The 19,556-nt window shown below is 69.4% G+C and carries 14 protein-coding genes and 1 tRNA gene; 7 read left to right on the top strand and 8 right to left on the bottom strand.

All coding sequences use genetic code 11. The features are described from left to right. From IPV10_RS15680 to IPV10_RS15705, 6 genes are all read right to left on the bottom strand, one after another. On the bottom strand, positions 1–1,702 hold a 1,702-nt coding region (locus tag IPV10_RS15680), incomplete at its 3' end, for a hypothetical protein (protein ID WP_207485401.1). A gap of 17 nt (positions 1,703–1,719) precedes the next feature. Then, complete coding sequence (locus IPV10_RS15685; protein WP_207485403.1) at positions 1,720–4,017, bottom strand: hypothetical protein; 2,298 nt, start codon at positions 4,015–4,017, stop codon at positions 1,720–1,722. Between the two features lie 37 nt (positions 4,018–4,054). Next, entirely contained in the window at positions 4,055–6,532 is a 2,478-nt protein-coding gene (locus tag IPV10_RS15690) for a hypothetical protein (protein WP_207485405.1), read from the bottom strand. Further along, on the bottom strand, positions 6,526–7,113 hold the full coding sequence (locus tag IPV10_RS15695; protein WP_207485407.1) for a hypothetical protein: 588 nt from the start codon (positions 7,111–7,113) through the stop codon (positions 6,526–6,528). The genes IPV10_RS15690 and IPV10_RS15695 overlap by 7 nt, the downstream gene beginning before the upstream one ends. Positions 7,114–7,119: 6 nt before the next feature. Beyond that, entirely contained in the window at positions 7,120–9,453 is a 2,334-nt protein-coding gene (locus IPV10_RS15700) for a hypothetical protein (RefSeq protein ID WP_207485409.1), read from the bottom strand. 9 nt (positions 9,454–9,462) lie between these two features. Next, entirely contained in the window at positions 9,463–11,781 is a 2,319-nt protein-coding gene (locus IPV10_RS15705; RefSeq protein WP_207485411.1) for a hypothetical protein, read from the bottom strand. A gap of 165 nt (positions 11,782–11,946) precedes the next feature. Here IPV10_RS15705 and IPV10_RS15710 point away from each other — a divergent pair, with 165 nt between their 5' ends. The 6 genes from IPV10_RS15710 (at position 11,947) to IPV10_RS15735 (ending at position 16,362) form a co-directional block, all read left to right on the top strand. After that, the gene (locus IPV10_RS15710) at positions 11,947–13,281 is read left to right on the top strand and encodes a SufS family cysteine desulfurase (protein WP_242685065.1); all 1,335 of its coding nucleotides are present in this window, start codon (positions 11,947–11,949) and stop codon (positions 13,279–13,281) included. Then, on the top strand, positions 13,278–13,712 hold the full coding sequence (gene sufU, locus IPV10_RS15715; protein ID WP_207485413.1) for a Fe-S cluster assembly sulfur transfer protein SufU: 435 nt from the start codon (positions 13,278–13,280) through the stop codon (positions 13,710–13,712). Before IPV10_RS15710 ends, sufU begins: the two co-directional genes overlap by 4 nt. Positions 13,713–13,829: 117 nt before the next feature. Then, positions 13,830–14,768, top strand: a complete 939-nt coding sequence (locus IPV10_RS15720) for a GNAT family N-acetyltransferase (protein WP_207485414.1) — start codon at positions 13,830–13,832, stop codon at positions 14,766–14,768. Positions 14,769–14,856: 88 nt separating this feature from the next. Beyond that, positions 14,857–15,498: an NADPH-dependent F420 reductase gene (locus IPV10_RS15725; protein ID WP_207485416.1), complete on the top strand. Its 642-nt coding sequence runs from the start codon at positions 14,857–14,859 to the stop codon at positions 15,496–15,498. Positions 15,499–15,640: 142 nt separating this feature from the next. Then, positions 15,641–16,225 carry an asparagine synthase gene (locus tag IPV10_RS15730; protein ID WP_207485418.1) on the top strand — a complete coding sequence of 195 codons (585 nt, stop codon included), beginning with the start codon at positions 15,641–15,643 and terminating at the stop codon, positions 16,223–16,225. Between the two features lie 64 nt (positions 16,226–16,289). Further along, positions 16,290–16,362: transfer RNA gene (locus IPV10_RS15735), tRNA-Arg, on the top strand. 103 nt (positions 16,363–16,465) lie between these two features. Here the strand turns inward: IPV10_RS15735 and IPV10_RS15740 are convergent. Further along, the gene (locus IPV10_RS15740) at positions 16,466–17,395 is read right to left on the bottom strand and encodes a LysR family transcriptional regulator (protein WP_207485420.1); all 930 of its coding nucleotides are present in this window, start codon (positions 17,393–17,395) and stop codon (positions 16,466–16,468) included. Between the two features lie 71 nt (positions 17,396–17,466). On the opposite strand from IPV10_RS15740, the gene IPV10_RS15745 reads away from it, so the two are divergent. Beyond that, positions 17,467–19,191 (top strand): L-aspartate oxidase, encoded by a 1,725-nt coding sequence (locus IPV10_RS15745; RefSeq protein WP_207485422.1) that lies wholly within the window; start codon positions 17,467–17,469, stop codon positions 19,189–19,191. A 1-nt stretch (position 19,192) separates the two neighbouring features. On the opposite strand, the gene IPV10_RS15750 is transcribed toward IPV10_RS15745, so the two are convergent. Continuing rightward, positions 19,193–19,462: a hypothetical protein gene (locus IPV10_RS15750; RefSeq protein ID WP_242685066.1), complete on the bottom strand. Its 270-nt coding sequence runs from the start codon at positions 19,460–19,462 to the stop codon at positions 19,193–19,195. Between the last annotated feature and the right edge of the window lie 94 nt (positions 19,463–19,556).

Genomic DNA, 19,556 nt, shown 5'->3' on the forward strand with positions numbered 1-19,556 from the left:
GTGTCTCGAAGCTGCCCGGCCATCCGGGCGTGATCAGTTCGAACGTGTTGGTCCCGGCGACGCGACGGCAGTCGTGGATGCCGGGCTGCAGCAGCCGGCCGCCGGGGAAGACTGCGGCGACGAGGGCGTCGGCGGAGGATGCCGTGACCACCGTCTTCGTGATCGGGATCCGCACGGTCATCGAGATGTCTCCGGTACCCGCCGGCACCGTGATCACACGGACGGCCATCCCGAGCGGCGCCTGTCGCTGGCCGGAGGCCAGGATCGGAGCGCCGGTCGTGAAGTGGCGTCGCAGCTGATCGGCATCCGCCGTCGTGAGCTCCGGAAGGGTCGTCGCCGTCGCGCTCAGCCCGCCGCCGGTCCAGCCGGCCGGGACCTCGATGTGCAGCTGGCTCGCCGACCCGGGCGGGGTGTTCGCCTCCCGATCCACTCCGTCGGCGGTGTAGCCGACGTTGTAGACGCCGTGCACGCCTTCGCCGCTGCCCTCCTCGATGAAGTGCACGAACAGGTTGCGGGATGCCGGCGTGGAAGGCCCGCTCGGCGCCGGGGCGCCGCCTCCCGACGGCGCGGGTGCGGGAGCAGGAGCGCCGCCTCCCGACGGAGCAGGAGCAGGAGCAGGAGCGGGAGCAGGAGCCCCGCCCCCTGAAGGAGCCGGAGCAGGAGCGGGTGCCGGAGCCGGCGCGCCACCCCCCGACGGAGCCGGCGGTCTGGCGCCGCCACCGGCGGGCGGGGGCGGCGGGGTCGGCGGCCGCTGTCCGCCGGAGCCCTCGGGCGGCCGGGCGCCGGTGCCGCCGGGCGTGGTGCCGCCTGGTGTCGTCCCGCCGCCGGTGCGCCCCGGTCCGAAGAGTGCGGCACCGCCGCCGGCGCGAGGGGCCGTGGCCATCCCGCCCTGCAGGGTGCCCGGAGTGAGCGTCGGCGTGAACCAGGCCTGAAGCAGGTGCTGCGTGAAGAAGTCGATCGCGGCCTGCTCCTGCTCGGTCTTGTTCTCGGCGGTCGAGTAGTTGGTGACCTCGATCGTGATGGCGCCGTTCTGCACGAGCTCCTCGATGCCGGCCTCGATCCCGATCTCCACGTAGTAGACGTTGGCGTTGATGCCGGCGCTGAAGTGGTCGTAGATGCGCTCGAAGTCGGCGGTGATGCGCACGTCGAGCGCGGGCTGCATGGCGGTGAAGGTGAGCTGGTAGATGACGCCGATCGGCGCCGCCCCCTGTGCGAAGGCAGACTCGAGCAGGGTCGCGCCCTCCGCCGTGAGCGACAGGCTGAACACTGCCTGGTTGTCGCCGAACAGCGACGGCATCCGCGCGCCGAGGATCGTCTGCACCGCGACGAAGGTGCCCACGTCGCTGACGGTGGCGGTGGTGCCGCCGGGGCCCTGCAGGTTGAGCGCGACGCACTCGACCGTGCCGGTGTCGAAGGGAGCGGCGCTCAGGCGCGCCCCGGACGGGATGTTCGAGCGGATCTCGCGCTCCACCTCCTCCGGCAGGGTGAGCTCGACCGTGAACATCAGGAAACCGCCGCCTGCGACGCCTTCGGCGGTCGCCTCGCGCTTGAACTTCATGAACGTGAACTGCGGCCAGTCGTCCTCCGGTCGCCGGGCGATGGAGAGGTGGGCCGGCAGGTACCAGTACTGCTCCGCATCCGCGTGATCGGGGAAGACGGTGACCCCCTGGATCGTCTGCATTCCCGTTCCGAGCTGCAACATGATGGCTCCTCGTTCTCTCAGTCGACCGTCGCGACGACGCGGTCGGCACTCGATGTGCGGGACGCGCTCTCGCGCGTGAGCCCGTTCTCGAGCGTGTGGATGACGCGATAGGTGAAGTCCGGGTCGCCTTCGGCGAAGTCGTACTCGAACGTGCCCGCCGGCCGCTGCGGGGTGAGGGTGACGGTTCCGGCGAATCGGAGACCCAGCGCGGCGCGTTCGTAGAGCAGCTCGACGGTGGCCTCGCGGATGCCGTTGCCGGCGAAGTCGATCCCGCCGGAGGCGACGGTCACCGTTCGATGCCCTCGCATCTGCGGGGTGACGATGATGCGATCGAGCTCGGTCGTGGACTCGGGGATGTCGATGACGATGCCGTCCACGCGGAGCATCGAGACCTTGAAGGTCACCCGCCGCTTCGTGCGGTCGGCGAGCTCGACGACGAATCGCTTCGTCGCACTGTCGGCCGCGCTCAGCTCGAACGATTCGCGCTTGTGGATGCCGCCCTCGTCGTCGTCGTAGCGGACGTCGACGAAGACCCGGTCGAGCTGCGTGCCGAACAGGGATGCCGGGGCGACGACATCCAGCATCCTGCGGTCTCCGAACGGGTCGGTGATCCGGATCTGGTCGGTGTCGGTGGTGAGGTCGCCGCTGTCCCAGTCGCGACCGTCCGTGCCGTGCAGGATGACCCGGTAGCCGACGGTGCGGCGGGCGGGGTCGACGGCGAAGACGGGCCAGGCGCCGCCGTTCGCCTCCGCCGTCAGCCCGTATTGATTCGTGATGTGGATGCCGTTGGCCTCGTCCACGTATGAGCAGTGCACCTCGATCGAGCGGTAGAGCTCCCACGGGAAGTCGACCACGTTGAAGCTGATCCAGCGCAGCTCGTAGCCGGCGTCGTCGCGCGGAGCGATCTGCACGACGTCGCCCTCGACCGGCACGGGCGGGGAGGTCACGCTCCGGGGGCGCCCGACGGCGGCGCTGCTGAAGAGCACCTCGTACGAGACGTCCACCGGGGCCCGCATCCGCCCGCCCTCGAGGGAGCTCTGCCACTCGACGCTCTGCTCCCCGGCGCCGGGGTCGAGGACGACGTTCTTCACGACGCCGTCGTAGTCGAGCGAGACGTTGATGGACTCGATCTGGTCGGTGGCGAAGTCCGCGCGCGGGATCACCCTGACCGTGCGGCGGGCGAAGAACGGGTCCTCCAGCGAGACGGAGGTGATGAACCGGTCCATGTCGAGACCCTGCGACTCGACCGCACGCACGATGCCCTGCAGGTGCCCCTGCGGGTGGATCTCGCGGATGACCGAGGTGCGCTCGCTCATCTCGATGTTGAGCTTCTTCCGGTCGATCCGGGTGATGTCGACCTCTTTGCGCTCCCAGACCGAGGACATTCCGTGCGTGGCGATCGTCCGCATCACGCGGCCGAAGTCGTCGATGGCGTCGCCGGTCTGCCGCTCGATAGGCTCCAGACTCGGCGTGAAGAAGTTCTCGAAGACGAGCTCCCGCACCTGCTGCAGTGCGGACTCGTACCGCGCCGCCGCACCGCCGGTGTCGTCCTCGTCGGCGACGAGGTTGTCGGCCTCCATCTTGATGTACTGCTTCTCGACGAGCTCGTCGACCACCTTCTCGATCGACGACGACGCGATCAGCGGCACGTTGACGGATTCGGTCTCCTCGAGGTGCTTCTGCACGCGCTCCCAGTCGGCCTCCACGTGGATCCGGTACGCGGGGCGCAGCCCGACGTATTCGAGGGAGTACACGACGCCGATCGGCAGCATCTCGTCGCGCATCGCCTGGTCGAGGATCGTCACGCCCTCCTGGTCCAGCCGCACCGAGAACGCGGCCTGGTTGTCGCCGTAGAGCGAGGGCGACGCCGGGTGCACGATCTTCTGCACGAACTTCGGCCCTGGGAGCTCCTCCTCCTCCTCGCGCCGGCTCGGCAGCCCGGTCTCCTCCTTCGGCGTCTCGGCGCCGAACAGCATCATCCGCACGGTGCCTCCGATCAGGGGCACCGGCGCGAGATGCGGGAGATCCGACAGGCCGGCCTCGCCGCGGAGCTCCTCCGCGATCGCGGCGAGACGCTCCGGGTCGATCCCGAGGTTGCAGTCGAAGTCGAGGAAGCCCCCAGAGACGACTTCGCTCGCAGGCGTCGGGCGCCCGGTGTACTTGATCACCTGGATCTTCGGGATCAGGATGCCGCCCTCGTCCATCGTGCTGAGATGGGGCGACATCGGCATGAAGTAGAACTGCAGCGGGTCCTCATGGTCGGGCATCAGCGAGACGCCGTCGATCACGTAGTACGGAGGGTTGAGATACAGCATCGGATGCCTCGCTCGGGGTGTCGATGTCGTCGGATGGTCAGCGGACCGGAGGCGGCGGCGGGGTTCTGCCGGGCATCGGAGGGGGCGGCGGGGTGCCGCCGAGGACCGGCCCCGCGGGGACCGGCTCCGGCGTCGGAGTGGGCGCGGGCGTCGGTGTCGGTGTGGGCACGGGTGCTGGAGTGGGAGCAGGAGTCGGCTGCGCGTCCGGTGTCGGCGTCGGGACGGGCGTCGGACTCAGGATCGGCGCCGGGTCCGGTGCCGGGTCCGGTGCCGGGTCCGGTGTCGGAGCGGGCACAGGGACCGGCGCCGGCACGACCGCGACGACCGGCGCCTGCAGCACCAGCGACGGAGCCGTGGACGACACCGGGGCGGTCGCGTGGCTCGTGCCGTCCGCCAGGAAGTACACGGCGCTCCACCGGTAGCCGGGGTCCTCGCCGTCCTCCAGCGGCAGCTCCCAGCGCTCCGCCTTGTTCTGCTGCGGCGAGAAGATCAGGTCCTTCGCATCTCCGCCCGTCTCCGGTCCGTGCCGGAGTGCGACCTGCACCAGGCGCACCCGGGTCCAGTCGATGAGGTCGGGCACGACCGTCACGTCGAGCTTCGATGAGACCACGTCCCCGACCAGGATCGTGCCGCTGGCCTCGGCCGGCTCGATCGTCCTGACCGTTCCGTCCTGGTAGCGGATCGTGCCGCTGTACCGGATCACGCCCCCGCCTTCGCCGAGCACGGCGAACGGCTGGGAGACAGCCTCGCTGCCTGCCGCGAGCACGACCGACTGCTCGACGGTGTAGTCGTTCGCGGGGTCGTCGTAGACGAGGTCGAGGAAGATCTGCGCGATGCGGCCGGTGAAGTCGCCGACGCCGCGCACCTCGAACTTGCGGGTGCGGCCGAGCGGGTCGTTGATGAGGATGGGCGAGCGGTCCGCCGTCTGCTCGGGAGCGAGGATGCGCCTGCCGTCGGCCAGGAAGTACTCCACCTGATAGCGGACGGGGGCCCGTCGCGGCTGGTAGAGCACGTGCTGCACGCGGTGAGACGGAGCATCCTGCGTGAGCGCGAACTGCTCCTCGAACTTCTCCACCCCGGTGTCCTGGTACGAGACCGTCACCTGCGCAGAGGTGACCTTCGTGAAGTCGATGTCGCCGGCCTGCACGTCGACATCGAGGAGGCCGATGTCGTCGACGTTCACTGTGAGGATGGTGTCGTTCGTCGTCGCCGGCGCGGAGACGAAGGTCTTCGACGATCCGGTGTAGTTCACCTGATAGACGTACGTGTACTCCTTGTGTCCCGCGTCGATGAACGTCTTGAAGTCGGCGACGTCGTCGGCGCTCCCGAACGCGTACTCCTCGACCTTGTGCTGAGACCCGTGCTGGTACTCGACCTTCACCTCGATCGAGTGGATCGGCAGCACGTCGAAGTCGGCGTTGACGCGCACTTTCACGTGGAGCGTCTGGAAGAACGGGTCGTTGAGATCGACTTCGGTCGCATGGTCCGCCCAGCGCACCGGGTTCCCCTCGCCGTCGACCATGTTGGTGATGTTGGGGAGCGTGCCCTGCGGGACGATGTTCCACTCGATCGCCGAGTTCTCCCGGTACTCCTGCTCGAACGACGACACCCGCGTGGTCTCGAACGCCCGCTTGAGGTGCTCGATGTCCTCCGGCATCCCGCGTTCGTCCTTCGGGACGGCCTCGAGCTCCGGGATCATCAGGCGCAGCACGGCATCCTGCAGCGACCGCTCCATCATCGACTGGATCTTCTGCTTCAGCTTCTCCGTGGCATCGGGATCCCCGGGGATCACGTGCTGCACGTTCAGCTCGATGCCCATCGTCTCGTGCGCCTCGAACTCCTCGGTGATCCGGTCGACGTACTCGTCGTCGCCGTACGCCTGCCAGTCGATGTCGATCGTCTGCTCGTAGGAGTAGAACTTCTCGGCCTCGAACCAGGCGCGGGCGGTCGTCTCCGGCAGCTTCGCCACGAACGACAGGTCGTAGACGACCTGCACGGCCCCGCCCTTGCCCTGCAGCGCCTGCTCGAACAGCGTCGCCCCTTCGGGGCTGAACTCGACCATGAACGCGGCGATGTTCCGTCCGAACAGCGACGGCTTGCCTGCGCCCCTGACCGCCTCGATCAGGTTCCCGCCGTCCTCCTTGAGGAGCAGGTTGGCGCTGCCCTTCGTGTAGGTCATGGTGCCGATCCGCGCTGTGGCCGAACCCGGCTGCGAGGCCTTGAAGCCGGGCTTGCGCGACGACTCCTGCACGATGGCGTCGAGCGCCTCGGTGACCTTCTCCAACTCCGCCGGGGTGAACGTGAACTCGGTGTCGAAGAACACGAAGCCGCCGCCGCGCTTGCCGTCCTCGCGGTCGATCGGATTGCGGTACTTCAGGAACTTGAACACCGGCATCCCGGTCTCGTCGGTGCGGAACCTCGGCGTCTCCGGGATCGGGTAGAAGACGTCGTCGAACGTGTCGTCGCCGAAGACCGTCACTCCGTCGACGATCCACTGCTTGCTGATCTTCAACATGGCGTGTCCTTTCCTGTCGCCGAGGCGCTCGTCGCACCGGCCGGCGGGTTCTGATCGTGAGTGAATGCCCCGCGCATCCAGTCGGCGAGGTCGGCCGCGATGGGGGTCTCGGAGCCGTCGAAGTCGACGGCGTACGCGACTTCGACCTGGCGTCGGGTGCCTGCGATGGCGGCCTTCACCCGGTCGAGGTCGTCGCCGGTGGGCTGCAGCGAGAAGACGGCGGTGTACGGCGGGAATCCGCTGCCCTGCGAGGTCGCGACGGTGCGCGCTTCGCCGTCGGGGTCGACGACGATCCGGATGCTTGTGACCGTGGTGATCGCGGGCTCCAGGATGACGGGCGCCGTGCTCTCGCCCTCGCGGCTGAGCAGCCCTCGCAGCGCTTCCAGCTCGGATGCCGGTGGGTCGAGCTGCACGGAGAGCTGGGCGAGGGCGTAGGCGCCGGCTTCGAGGAGCGAGATCATCGGGTCGCCTGCCGGCGTGAGCTGCGGCCACGGCGCGAGCGAGCGGAAGCGCCAGCGGCGGCCGTGGATGCGCGTGCAGACGACGCCGTGGGCGACCAGGTGATCGGCGTGCATGACCATTCGCGATCACACCCCGTTCGGCGACACGAAGAGCTGACGGCCCGTGATGGCGCCCCAGGCGGACCACTCGCCGGTGCCGGAGCCGGCCATGTTCCTGGCGCGCCACTCGAAGGTCGGCTGCTCGGGCTTGGCACCCGCCATGATGTCGCCCAGCGTGAAAGCGACCTGCACGTCGGCTGCGGGCTGATCCCGCGTGAGGAACACCGTGATCGCGGCGGCAGTCTCGGATCGCCGCAGCTGCACCTCGAGACCGAACACGTCGGCGAGTGCCGCCGGAAGCACGTCAGGGTGCTCGAGCTGGTAGCAGCGGACGTTCACGGCGCTCGAGACGCTGCCCGCGCTGCCGCTGTCGTGCGCCTTCGCCAGCACCTGAGCGGGGTCGATGTCGATGTCGACCCCGACGAACGCGACGCCCACCGAGCCGAACACGGGAGGCTGATCGGTGCCCTCTGGCGTGAGTGTGAGCTCGATCGACGAAGGTGCGTCGGCTGAGGCGGCTGGGAGCGTGAAGCTCGCGGGCGAGGCCTGGGCGCGCACCGCGCCCAGCGGCGAGGGCGTCCGCTCGTCGATCACGAGCAGCGTCGGCAGCGCCTGTGCGACCGTCACGGCGTATGGCAGCGGGTTGATCACGCGCAGCCGAGGCGGGGCGGGCGGTGCAGCCAGCGGATCAGGCTGCCCTTCAGGAACGACGGATGCTGGTGCGGCGGGCTCCCCGGCGGGTTCTCCGGCCGGTGCCGGCTCGGCCGCAACGGCCGGTTCTTCGGGCACCGGCTCGGCAGGCACCAGCTCGGCACGGAGCACGTCGGATGCCGGCCGGTCGAGGCGCAGCACCGTGGGCACCTCGACGCGCGGCGGCTCGGCCGCATCCGAGATGAGCGTCACGGTCACGGTCGCGTCCACGCCGTCGGTCACGAGCATGTGCGACAGGGTGCTGTAGAACTCACTCGTGCAGTCGAGCACGAGGTCGAAGCCGAGCGGGTCGACGCCGGCCGCGGCATCCGCCGCGCCGACCACGGATGATCCGAGCTCGTGCAGCACCGCCGAGAGCGACACCGTCGCGCTGCGGATGCCGCCGACCAGGAGGATAGGGTACGGGCGCCCCGAGTGCTTCGCGATCTCGGCGCGGAGCCGTTCCCGTCGCTCGGGGTCGATCCACGGCACCACGCTGAATCGCGTGCGCAGGGTGTAGTCCCCGCCGAACGAGATCGGTCCTGCCGGCTCGGCGCCCCCCTTCGGCGGCACGAGCAGCACCATCATCGACGGCACCTTGGTCTCGGCATCGAAGGTCAGCCGGTACTCGTCGGGCAGCACGTAGAACTGGTCGGGCACCGGGGAGTCCATGAAGCGGCCGTTCGGCGACTCCACCCATTCCGACCACGGCTCGGTCCCGAAGCCGCTGGTCACCTGCGAGTAGATCGCCCGGTTCTCCATCAGGCCCGGCTCGTAGTACCCGTTGACGCCGCCGTTGTCGGCCGCGCCGAGCGGCATCCGCTTCGTCTGGGTCGCCCAGGTCACGGGCGGTGCGGGCTGCGCCGCATCGGCGATGGTCGCCGAGAGGACTGCGTCGGAGAGCACGGCGCCCGAGAGCATGGGAGAGAACCGCGCACGCGACGCGAGCAGGGAGCCGGCGGCGATTCGAGGATCGATCGGCTTGCTGAAGACGCGAAGCGGCCCGCGCGGCTGGAGTCGGACGGTGTCGATGTGGATCGGCCCGAGCACGCCGGCTCCCGAAGAGGAGCCGCCGCCGCCCTGGCTCATCGAGAAGCTCACGTCGCCGTCGACGCGGAACACGGTCCCTGGCGACTGCAGTAGGCCGATCGCACTGTTCGCGTCGACCTTCGTCTCGCAGAACAGCCGGGAGACGACGTTCGGGGAGTTCTCCGGTGCGGGAAGGTCATCGCAGCGCTCGAACTCGATTCGGCGTCCGTCCGAGCCCACCAGCGCCACCGAATGCCCGAGCACCGGAAGCGGCTTCGACTCCGAGGGCAGGGACGGGAAGCGCACGAGATCGAACCAGACCTGGAGGAGCACCTCGCCGTCGCGACGTTCGAGGAACACGTGCGGCGCGCGCGTCGCCTCCGAGCGGACGGAGACTCTGGCCTGCGGCACGAAGTACGGGATGCCGTCCTCTCCCGGCACCGCGCGCTCCACGCCGTCGGGGGCGGAGAGCACATGCGGGGCGTTGTCCACCTGGCCGATGACCTTGAGATGGCGGAGATCCGAAAGCATGAACGCGCGCGTCGCGCTGAGGCGCGTCAGCACCTGCGGGCGGAGCTGGAGCGTCGGGGCGATGGTCTCGGCGAGCATCGCGGTGTGCAGGAACGGGACGGTCTCAGGCATGGTGATCTCCTAGAACTCGAGGACGAGCAGCGAGTCGGTCGCCTCGGTCGGACCGGCGGTGTGCCGCTCGTCTGCGTGCCCGAAGGCCTGGATCTGATGGGTGTAGGTGCGCTTCACCGGATCCTTGATCGGCACCACCCACTTGAGGTCGGCCGGGTTCGGCGGCACCGCGGTGAGCTTGATGGTGTGCTCGCTCGTGAGCCCGTCACCGTCGTCGTACGCGAGGCGGACGATGACGAGCTTCCACTTGGTCATGTCGACGAGGTCGGCGACCACCTCGACCGAGAGCATCTCCCTGGCGACGTCGCCGACGAGCACGGTGCCCTCGGCTCCCTGCTGCCAGTCGCCCGAGCTCGACGAGCCGTCGGCGTAGGTGACGTCGGCCCGGTACTCGAAGGTCCGCTTGGAGCGGTCGCGGAGGTCGATGCTCCACTCCCAGACGTCCGCTGAGCTCGTGAAGGAGTGCACGTCGCTCTTCTCGTAGTCGCCGTCGACGTAGCGCGTCGTCAGGACGATCGAGGCGACCGGCGGGAAGCTCCCCTGCGGCACGAGGGTGGCGCTCAACTGGTCCTCGAACGGGGCGTTCACGATCAGGCGCTGGGTCGACGACCGCTGCGTCGGCACCGTGATGCGCTGGCCGTCGGCCATGAAGAAGGTGACGTCGTACTCGTACTCCTGGGAGTGCTGGTCGCCGGTGTAGGTGAACCAGGCCGCCTGCGGGGAGTCGATCCGCAGCACCACCTCCGAGGTCGCCGACGGCAGGTCCACCCCCGGATACCGGAACGAGACCTGCACCTGCTGCACGGCATCCGCGGGGATCGCACCCCAGTACACCGCGACGTTGACGCAGTTGAGCTGGTCGTAGCCGATGATGAGGTTGCGGTCGTTCGCGGTGACTGGCGCCAGGTCCTCCGACTTGGCGCTCGCCTTGTAGATGATCTGGCTGCGATACGTGTAGGTGTCCTTCGGGGTGCCGTCGGGGTGGCGTGCCATCACGGTGCGGAAGTAGTACTTGTCGTCATTGGAGTCGAACAGGAACTCCTCGACCTGGCGCTTGCGCCCGCCGCCCTGCTCGTCCTCGTGGTCGTACTCCAGGAACACCTTGATCGCGGCGATGGGGTCGCGGTCGAAGTCGGCCGTGACCTGCACCGGGACGTCGAGGAGCGTGAAGTAGGGCTTGCTGAGGTCGGCCTCGATGATCGACTTCTTGACCTGCTCCTTGTCGATGAGCGCGAAGAGCTCGGAGTTCGGATGCTTCTCCACCAGGAAGTTCGTCGTCCCCTTGAACGTGAAGTCGATCGACACGTCCATGCTCTGCTCGAAGTCCTTCAGCCACAGCTGGTTCCCGCCGGGCATCTTCTCGCCGCCGCCGTGCGCGAGCGGGTCGGTTCCGAGCTTCTCGGCCTTGAGCCCCGGCGCGAAGCCGGGCGCCAGGAAGCGCTCCGTGATCAGCTTCTGCACGATCGTGAAGACGAGATCCTCGATGGACTTCGTCGCGTCGTCCGCCTCGGCGCCGCTGCCGCGGAAGTCGCCGACGTCGTATTCGATGTGCAGGCCCGCGCTGAGGTCGCGCAGCTCCTGCAGGCTCGAGACCTGCGGGTACTGGTAGGTGCGCGTTCCCTGGTTGTTGCGGTACGTCTCGCGGATCGTCGCGTGCTCTTTGATCTCGTTGTACACGTCGTGCGACTCGCCCCAGACGTGCACCGTCAGGCTCGGGATGCGGGCGACGAACGACATGTCGTAGTTGATGGTGCCTGGGCTCCAGCCGTCCTCGATCGAGTTCCGGATCAGCCGGAGGCCCTCCTGGCCCAGCAGCGCGGTGTACGAGGCGAGGTTGCTCGCGACGAGAGAGGGCTTCTCCGACCCCTCGATCGCCTTCACGAAGGTCTCGCCCCCGCTCGGGAAGAGGTGGAAGGCGACCTTGCCGTCGACCCAGGTCGGGTAGCTCAGCTTGACCTTGCGGGGTGCTGCGGCCTCGCGGAGCAGCATGATGCGCCGGTCGCGGAGCATCGGCCTCGGCCGGGCGTCCATGCCGCCGGCGATGTAGTCGCGGATCTTCTCCTGATCCTCCTGGCTGACCTCGAGCGAGGTGGTGACCTGCAGCAGGCCGCCCTCTGTCTCCGCCGTCGGCAGGGCGCTGGCCTTGTCGGCCATGAGGGTGAAGTCGCGGGCGAAGGAGATCAGCGTGAACGCGGGCGTTCCGTCCTCCCGCGCCAGGATCGACGGGAGCTCAGGGACCATGTAGAAGAGGTCCGAGTCCTGATCGTCGTAGAAGACCGTCACGTGATCGACGCCGGGAACGGTGAAGTGGTTCAGGAAGTTCAGCACCTTCTGCCTCTTTCTGCTGCGTCGCGTCGCGTCGCGTCACGGCCTGAGGCGTGTGGCGACGAGTGCGAGTGGTCCGATACAGGGAGGAGCGGCGAGGAGCCCTCCTGATACATCGGGTTCCCCGAGGCGCGCCCGGCGCACAGGCGCAGGTGGGAAACTGGAGTGATGAGCACTTCGGACGCCGGTACCCTGACGCCCCCGGGCGAGGCCTCGCTGAACGCCGCCCCGCTGACGGAGGCCGAGGTGCTGCGCCTGCGCGCGGACTTCCCGATCCTCGGCGCCGAGGTGAACGGGCATCCGCTCGCCTATCTCGACTCGGGGGCGACCTCGCAGCGTCCACTGGCGGTGCTGGATGCCGAGCGCGAGTTCGCGACGACGATGAACTCGGCCGTGCACCGCGGAGCGCACACGCTCGCCGCCGAGGCGACCGAGCTGTTCGAAGACGCCCGTGCGACGGTCGCCCGCTTCATCGGCGCGCACGATGACGAGGTCGTCTGGACCTCCAACGCCACCGAGGCGATCAACCTCGTCGCGTACTCGCTCTCGAACGCGTCGATCGGACGCGGGGGAGCGGATGCCGAGCGGCTGCGACTGCGCGAGGGCGACGAGATCGTCACCACCGAGATGGAGCACCACGCGAACCTCATCCCGTGGCAGGAGCTCGCCGCGCGCACCGGCGCGACGCTCCGGGTGATCCCTCTCGACGACGACGGCGCGCTGCGTCTCGACGTCGCGGCAGATCTCATCACCGAGCGCACGAAGCTCGTCGCGTTCACGCACGTGTCCAACGTGCTCGGCGTGATCAACCCGGTCGCCGAGCTGGTCGCGCTGGCGCGTGGCGCCAGTGCCCTCGTGCTCCTCGACGCCTGCCAGTCGGCACCGCACCTCCCGCTCGACGTGAAGGCGCTCGACGTCGACTTCGCGGTGCTGTCCGGCCACAAGATGCTCGGCCCCACCGGCATCGGCGCGCTCTACGGCCGGCGCGAGCTGCTCGAGATCATGCCACCGTTCCTCACCGGCGGCTCCATGATCACCACCGTCACCACCACCGAGGCCGAGTACCTGCCGCCGCCGCAGCGGTTCGAAGCGGGCACCCAGCGCGTGTCGCAGGCGATCGCGCTCGCCGCGGCCGCCGACTATCTGACCGCGGTCGGAATGCCGCGGATCGCTGCGCATGAGGCCGCGTTCGGCCGCCGGCTGGTCGACGGGCTCGGCGCGATCGACGGCGTCCGCGTGCTCGGCGCCGGGATCGACCTGCCGCGGGTGGGACTCGCGAGCTTCGACGTGGCCGGCATCCACTCGCACGATGTCGGGCAGTTCCTCGACGACCTCGGCATCGCCGTGCGTGTCGGGCACCACTGCGCCCAGCCGCTGCATCGCAGGCTCGGCGTCACCTCGTCGACCAGGGCGAGCACGTACCTCTACACGACGGATGCCGAGGTGGATGCCGTCATCGCCGGCGTCCAGGGCGCAATCGACTTCTTCCGGAGGGGCGCATGAGCGACCTGCAGAACCTGTACCAGGAGCTCATCCTCGACCACTCCCGCACCCCGCACGGGTACGGCCTGCGCGGCGAGATCGCGGCGCAGTCGCATCAGCTGAACCCGACCTGCGGCGACGAGGTCACCCTGCAGGTGCACCGCGCGACCGACGGCAGCGTCGAGGCCATCGCGTGGGAGGGCCACGGCTGCGCCATCTCGCAGGCATCCGCGTCGCTCCTCGCAGAGCTGGCCGAGGGACTCACGGTCGACGACCTCGAGGTGCGGATCGCCGCCTTCCGTGAGGCCATGCGCTCGCGCGGCAGGATCCAGCCCGACGAGGAGCTGCTCGGCGACGCCGCCGCCCTCGGCGGGGTGTCGAAGTACGTCGCCCGCGTGAAGTGCGCGATGCTCGCCTGGGTCGCCGCGGAGGATGCCCTCTCGAAGGGCTGAGCGGCCGATCGCCACGGTTCACTCGTCAGGTCAGAAACACGGGTGTCATGTCATCCTGCCTCGATCACCTGACAGGTGTGCATCCGATCTGACAGGCGTACCCGGCAGGATGGACTCATGTCCGTCCACCTGACGCCCCTGCCCGCCGAGCGCTTCGCCGCGTGGAAGACCATGACGCGGGCGAGCATCATCCGGCGGAACCGAGCCTCTGGCATGCGCATCGGCGCGGATGCCGTCGCCTTCGCAGACCGGTTCGTCGCGGAGCTGCTCCCCGACGGGCTCGCCACGCCGACCACCCGCATCCTGTCGATCGTCGACGACGGCCGTGAGCTCGGAACGATCTGGCTGGGCGTCAACGGCGAGAGGGTGTTCCTCATCGATCTCTCGATCCGCGAGGAGCTCGCGGGCGGGCAGCGCGACGAGCTGTTCTCGTCGATCGCCGACTTCGCCCGCGAGCACGGCGCTGAGAAGATCTCGATCGGTCTGTTCCCGCAGGACGCGGCCGCCCGCGGCCTCATCGAGGGCCGCGGGTTCGAGGTCGCGTCGATCCAGATGATCCTCGAGCCGATCCCGGAGCGCGACGACGCCGCGCGCATCGACGTCGTCCCGATGACTGCAGAACGGTACACGGACTACGCGGAGCACTCGGTGGCTGCTTTCGCCGAGGACCTCGCAGCCTCGGGCAGGTACTCCGGTGACGAGGCCGTCGCGGAATCCCGGCGTCAGTTCGCGGCGGAGCTGCCCGACGGCGTCGCCTCCGAGGGGCAGGAGCTGTTCACGGCATCCGTCGACGGCGTCGAGGTGGGCATCCTCTGGATCGGGATGCGCAGGCGAGACGGCCGTCCGCACGCGTTCATCCTCGACGTCGAGGTCGTCGAGGACCAGCGTCGCAAGGGCTACGGCCGCGAGCTGATGCACGCCGCCGAACGCGAGGCGCGCCGGCTGGGCGCCGGCTCGATGGGCCTGCACGTCTTCGGGTTCAACACCGGCGCGATCGACCTGTACGAGCGGCTCGGGTACCGGCGGGTCGAGGAGAGCCTGGCGCTCGCGCTCTGAGCCCACGGGTCCGCGTCATCCGCCGTCATCCGCCGTCATCCGCCGTGCTCCCCGGGAATAGCCCGGGCTCCCTGACGTTGGGGCGAGCATGACAACTCTCGGAATCATCGGTGCAGGACACATCGGCAGCCAGGTCGCGCGGGTCGCGGTCGCGAACGGATACGACGTGGTGATCGCCAACTCGCGGGGGCCGGAGACGCTCTCGGGACTCGTCGCCGAGCTCGGTCCGCAGGCGCAGGCGGCGACCGCGGAGGACGCGGCGCGCGCGGGTGACGTCGTGGTCGTGACGGTACCGCTCGGCAGGATCGACCAGCTTCCCGCCGAGCTTCTCGCCGGCAAGATCGTCCTCGATACGAACAACTACTACTTCGAGCGCGACGGCCACATCGAGGCGCTCGACAAGGGGGAGACCACGACGTCGGAGCTGCTGCAGAAGCACGCCCCCGGCGCGAAGATCGCGAAGGCGTTCAACCACATCCTCGCCTCCGACATCACGACCGGCGGCACGCCGGCAGGGACTCCGAACCGCCGCGCGCTCGCCACCGCGGGCGACGACGCAGAGGCTGTCGAGTTCGCCACGCGCTTCTACGACGAGGCCGGATTCGACACCGTGAACATCGGCCCGCTGAGCGAGTCGTGGCGAGTGGAGCGCGATCGCCCGGCGTACGTCGCCCGCCAGAACGCGGAGGAGCTCGCCGCGAACCTGGCGATCGCGAACCGACTGCCGTGAGCCATGTGCGCTGAGCCTTCTGCGTGAGTCGCCTGCCCTGGGCCGCCGCCCCGGGCAGGCCGCTGCAGCTCTCGGACGGCGATCGATTCTCGCCCGCCTGTCGCGGGGGCGATACCGGTACGCTCGTGGAGAGGAGGTAGCGGTGGGACGAACTGCGGATGCCATCGCCGAAGGCGTTGCGATCGCGACCGCTGCCGCGCGCCTCGCCGTGAAGAATCACATCCTCGTCGGCACGATCGCCGAGGACGGGATCTTCGACACCGACAAGTACATCGCCGACACGCGCGAGGCGCTGCGGGCGATGGCCGAGGAGTCGGAAGAGGCGGAGCGGACGCTGACCGAGCTGCGCAAGCGCGCCCGCGGCCGGCACTCCGACCCGTCCGGAACCCACGACTACCGCGATCGCGACGTGCGCAACCTCCGCCGGCGCGCCAAGCAGTCGCACGGCGTCGCCACGAAGCTGCGCGAGGTGATGGAGAACCGGGAGGCTCTCGGCGTCATCGTCGAGGAGGCGCGGGAGGCGGCCTGGGCGGACGTGCGTCACAACCTCGACCGCCGGCTGCGCGTCGAGGGCATGCGACCGGACCAGGATCCGGACTACGACCGGATGCGCGAGGCGCGGATGCAGGCGCTGCGGCTCGTCGATCTGCAGGCGCTCTCGTCGTCGCAGAAGGCCAAGGCCAAACGGCGCAAGAAGCTGGAGAAGGCAGAGGCCAAGGGGAGGTAGCCCCGATTCGCGCCCGCGTCGAGTCTGTTGTAGGCTGTTCCACGGCCCGTTCAGCGGTCCAGGAGCGCCCGTAGCTCAATGGATAGAGCATCTGACTACGGATCAGAAGGTTAGGGGTTCGAGTCCCTTCGGGCGCACACTGTGTTGAGACAGTATTGAAACCCCCGTCGCGAAAGCGGCGGGGGTTTTGCTGTACCCGGTGCCACTTGATCGGGGTATCGGTCGGTGATCACCGAACGCTCACAGCAGGCTGCGGATCGCCGGGTCGCGGTGCGCCACCTCGGCCGCCGTCGACACGATGACCCGGCGCATCGCAGCGACCGCTGCGGCGGGTGTCACGTCCGCACGGTGCGCGAGGCTCACCGTGCGGGTCATCAGCGGATGGGTGAGGCGGGTCGCTCGCAGCTCGGGCCGGTCGAGCAGCACCATGGCCGGCACGACGGCGACTCCCACGCCGCGCTCGACGAAGCGGAGCACCGCGTCCATCTCGGCGCCCTCCAGCACCGGCGAGGGCGTGAGTCCGGCTGTGCGGAAGGCCGCGTCCGTCGTGGCGCGCAGCTCGTAGCTCTCGGCGAACGCGATCAGGGGAAGCCGGGCGAGCTCGTCCAGGTCGATCGCAGGCTCGTCGGAGATCGCAGGGGCCGAGGCGGATGACACCACCACGAGCTCCTCGGCGAGCAGCGGCATCCGCGTGAGACTCACGCCGGGCATGCCCTGTCCAGCCGACTCGGTGATCAGCGCGATGTCGACCGCGCCGACCGCGAGCTCCTCGATCAGCAGTCGAGAGCCGCTCTCGGTGAGGTGCAGGTCGACGCCGGGATGGGCGGCATGGAAGGCGCTGATGGCCTCGGCGACCAGGCTGATGCACAGGGTGGGCGGGGCGCCGAGGCGGACGCGACCCCGCCGCAGTCCGCGCAGGTCGCCCATCTCCTCGCGGATGGATTCGGCCTCAGCGAGCATCCGCTGCGCGCGGGGGAGCAGCGTCTCGCCGGCAGCGGTGAGCGCGATGTGCCCGCGTGCCCGGTGGAACAGCTCGGCGCCGAGTTCACGCTCGAGAGTCGAGATCTGCCGGCTCAGCGAAGGCTGGGCGAGATGCAGGCTCTCGGAGGCCCGGGTGAAGTGACCGAGTCGTGCGACCTCCGCGAAGCCGCGCAGCTGCTCGAGGTTCATGCCCGCAGTCTATCGATTCAAGTGGAACAATGCATTGGAGTTATCGGCCTGCCCTTCTTAGCGTTGAACTCATGAACGAACGTCAGATCTCCACCACCGTCCTCGTCATCGGGACGGGAGGCTCCGGGCTGCGCGCCGCGATCGAGGTCGCCGAGCACGGCATCGACGTCCTCGCCGTGGGCAAGCGTCCCCGGCAGGACGCGCACACGTCCCTCGCCGCCGGCGGCATCAACGCCGCGCTCGGGACGATGGATCACGAGGACTCCTGGCAGCAGCACGCCGCCGACACGATCAAGGAGAGCTACCTGCTCGCCAATCCGCACACGGTCGAGGTCGTCACGCAGGGCGCCGAGCGCGGCATCCGCGATCTCGAGCGCTGGGGCATGGACTTCGCACGGGAGGACGACGGACGCATCTCGCAGCGCTTCTTCGGCGCGCACACCTTCCGCCGCACCGCGTTCGCCGGCGACTACACCGGGCTCGAGATCCAGCGGACGCTCGTCGCGAAGGCCGAGCAGCTCGAGGTGCCGATCCTCGATCACGTCTACATCACGCGGCTCCTGGTGCGCGACAACGTCGTGTTCGGCGCCTACGGCTTCGACCAGGCCGACGGCACGCGCTACCTCATCCATGCGGATGCCGTGATCCTCGCCGCCGGCGGACACAACCGCATCTGGCGGCGCACCTCGTCCCGCCGAGACGAGAACACCGGCGACTCGTTCCGGCTCGCGGTCGACGCCGGTGCGCGGCTGCGGGATCCGGAGCTCGTGCAGTTCCACCCTTCCGGGATCATCGAGCCGGAGAACGCGGCCGGCACGCTGATCTCGGAGGCCGCACGCGGCGAGGGCGGCATCCTGCGCAATGCGCTCGGCGAGCGGTTCATGGCGAAGTATGACCCCGAGCGGATGGAGCTGTCGACGCGTGACCGCGTCGCGCTCGCCGCATACACCGAGATCGCCGAGGGCCGAGGCACTGAGAACGGCGGCGTCTGGCTCGACGTGTCGCACCTGCCGCGCGAGACGATCATGACCCGGCTGCCGCGGGTGTACCAGACCATGATGGAGCTGCAGATGCTCGACATCACCACCGACCCGATCGAGATCGCGCCCACCGCGCACTACTCGATGGGCGGCGTGTGGGTGCGCCCGGAGGATCACCGGACCGACGTCGACGGGCTCTACGCGATCGGCGAGGCGTCGAGCGGACTTCACGGCGCGAACCGTCTCGGCGGCAACTCTCTGATCGAGCTGCTGGTCTACGGGCGACTGGTCGGGCAGGCTGCGATGGCGCACGCGGCGGGGCTCGACGCGCAGCGGCGGTCAGCGGATGCCGTGGCCTCCGCGCGCGCGGAGATCGACGGCCTGCTCGCGGCCGATGGGCGCGAGAATGTGCGGGCGCTGCAGCGGGCGATCCGGAACACCATGACGGCGCACGCCGGTGTGGTGCGCTCGGAGGAGGGGCTGCTGGCAGGGATCGCGGAGCTCGACGCGATCGAGGCGCGGATGCAGGACATCGGCATCCACCCCGACATCGCCGGCTTTCAGGACCTCGCGCACGCCTTCGATCTCAAGGCGTCGGCTCTCGCGGCGAGGGCGACGCTCGAGGCCGCGCTCGTGCGACGCGAGACCCGCGGATGCCACAACCGCAGCGACTATCCGGACACCGATCCCGCGCTGCAGGTGAACCTGGTCTGGTCTCCGGTCTCGGGGGTCACACGCGAGGAGATCCCGCCCGTCCCCGCGGAGATCGCCGAGCTCATGCGCGACGTCGACACGGCCGGCAAGCTCGTCGAGTAGCTCAGTCCTCGGAGTCCGCCTCGTCGCCGGCGGTCGACTGCTCTCCGCCGACGACGCCGATCCCGACCGCCTGATGGTCGGGCTCGGGGTCTTCGCGGTGCTCCGGCGCCTTCGGCTCCTCGGCCGGCTCCTTCTCGGTGCTCGGCTCCTCGAGCTGCTCGGTCGACGGCACCTCCGCGGCGGGCGCCTCCTCGGACGTCGACGCGGCCTCGGGCAGTGACTGGTCGGCCTGCTCGGCTGGGTGGGGGGTCTGGGGCGTCGTGTCGGACATGTTGGCTCCTTCGTCTCGCGATGCGTCCGGATCAGGATGCCGCTCACACCGCTGGCAGCCCAGGGGCTTGACGGCACGTCCGTCCGCACTCCCG

Origin of the sequence: Microbacterium sp. SD291 (assembly GCF_017355365.1) — a bacterium.
In the GTDB taxonomy this organism is placed as follows: Bacteria; Actinomycetota; Actinomycetes; order Actinomycetales; family Microbacteriaceae; genus Microbacterium.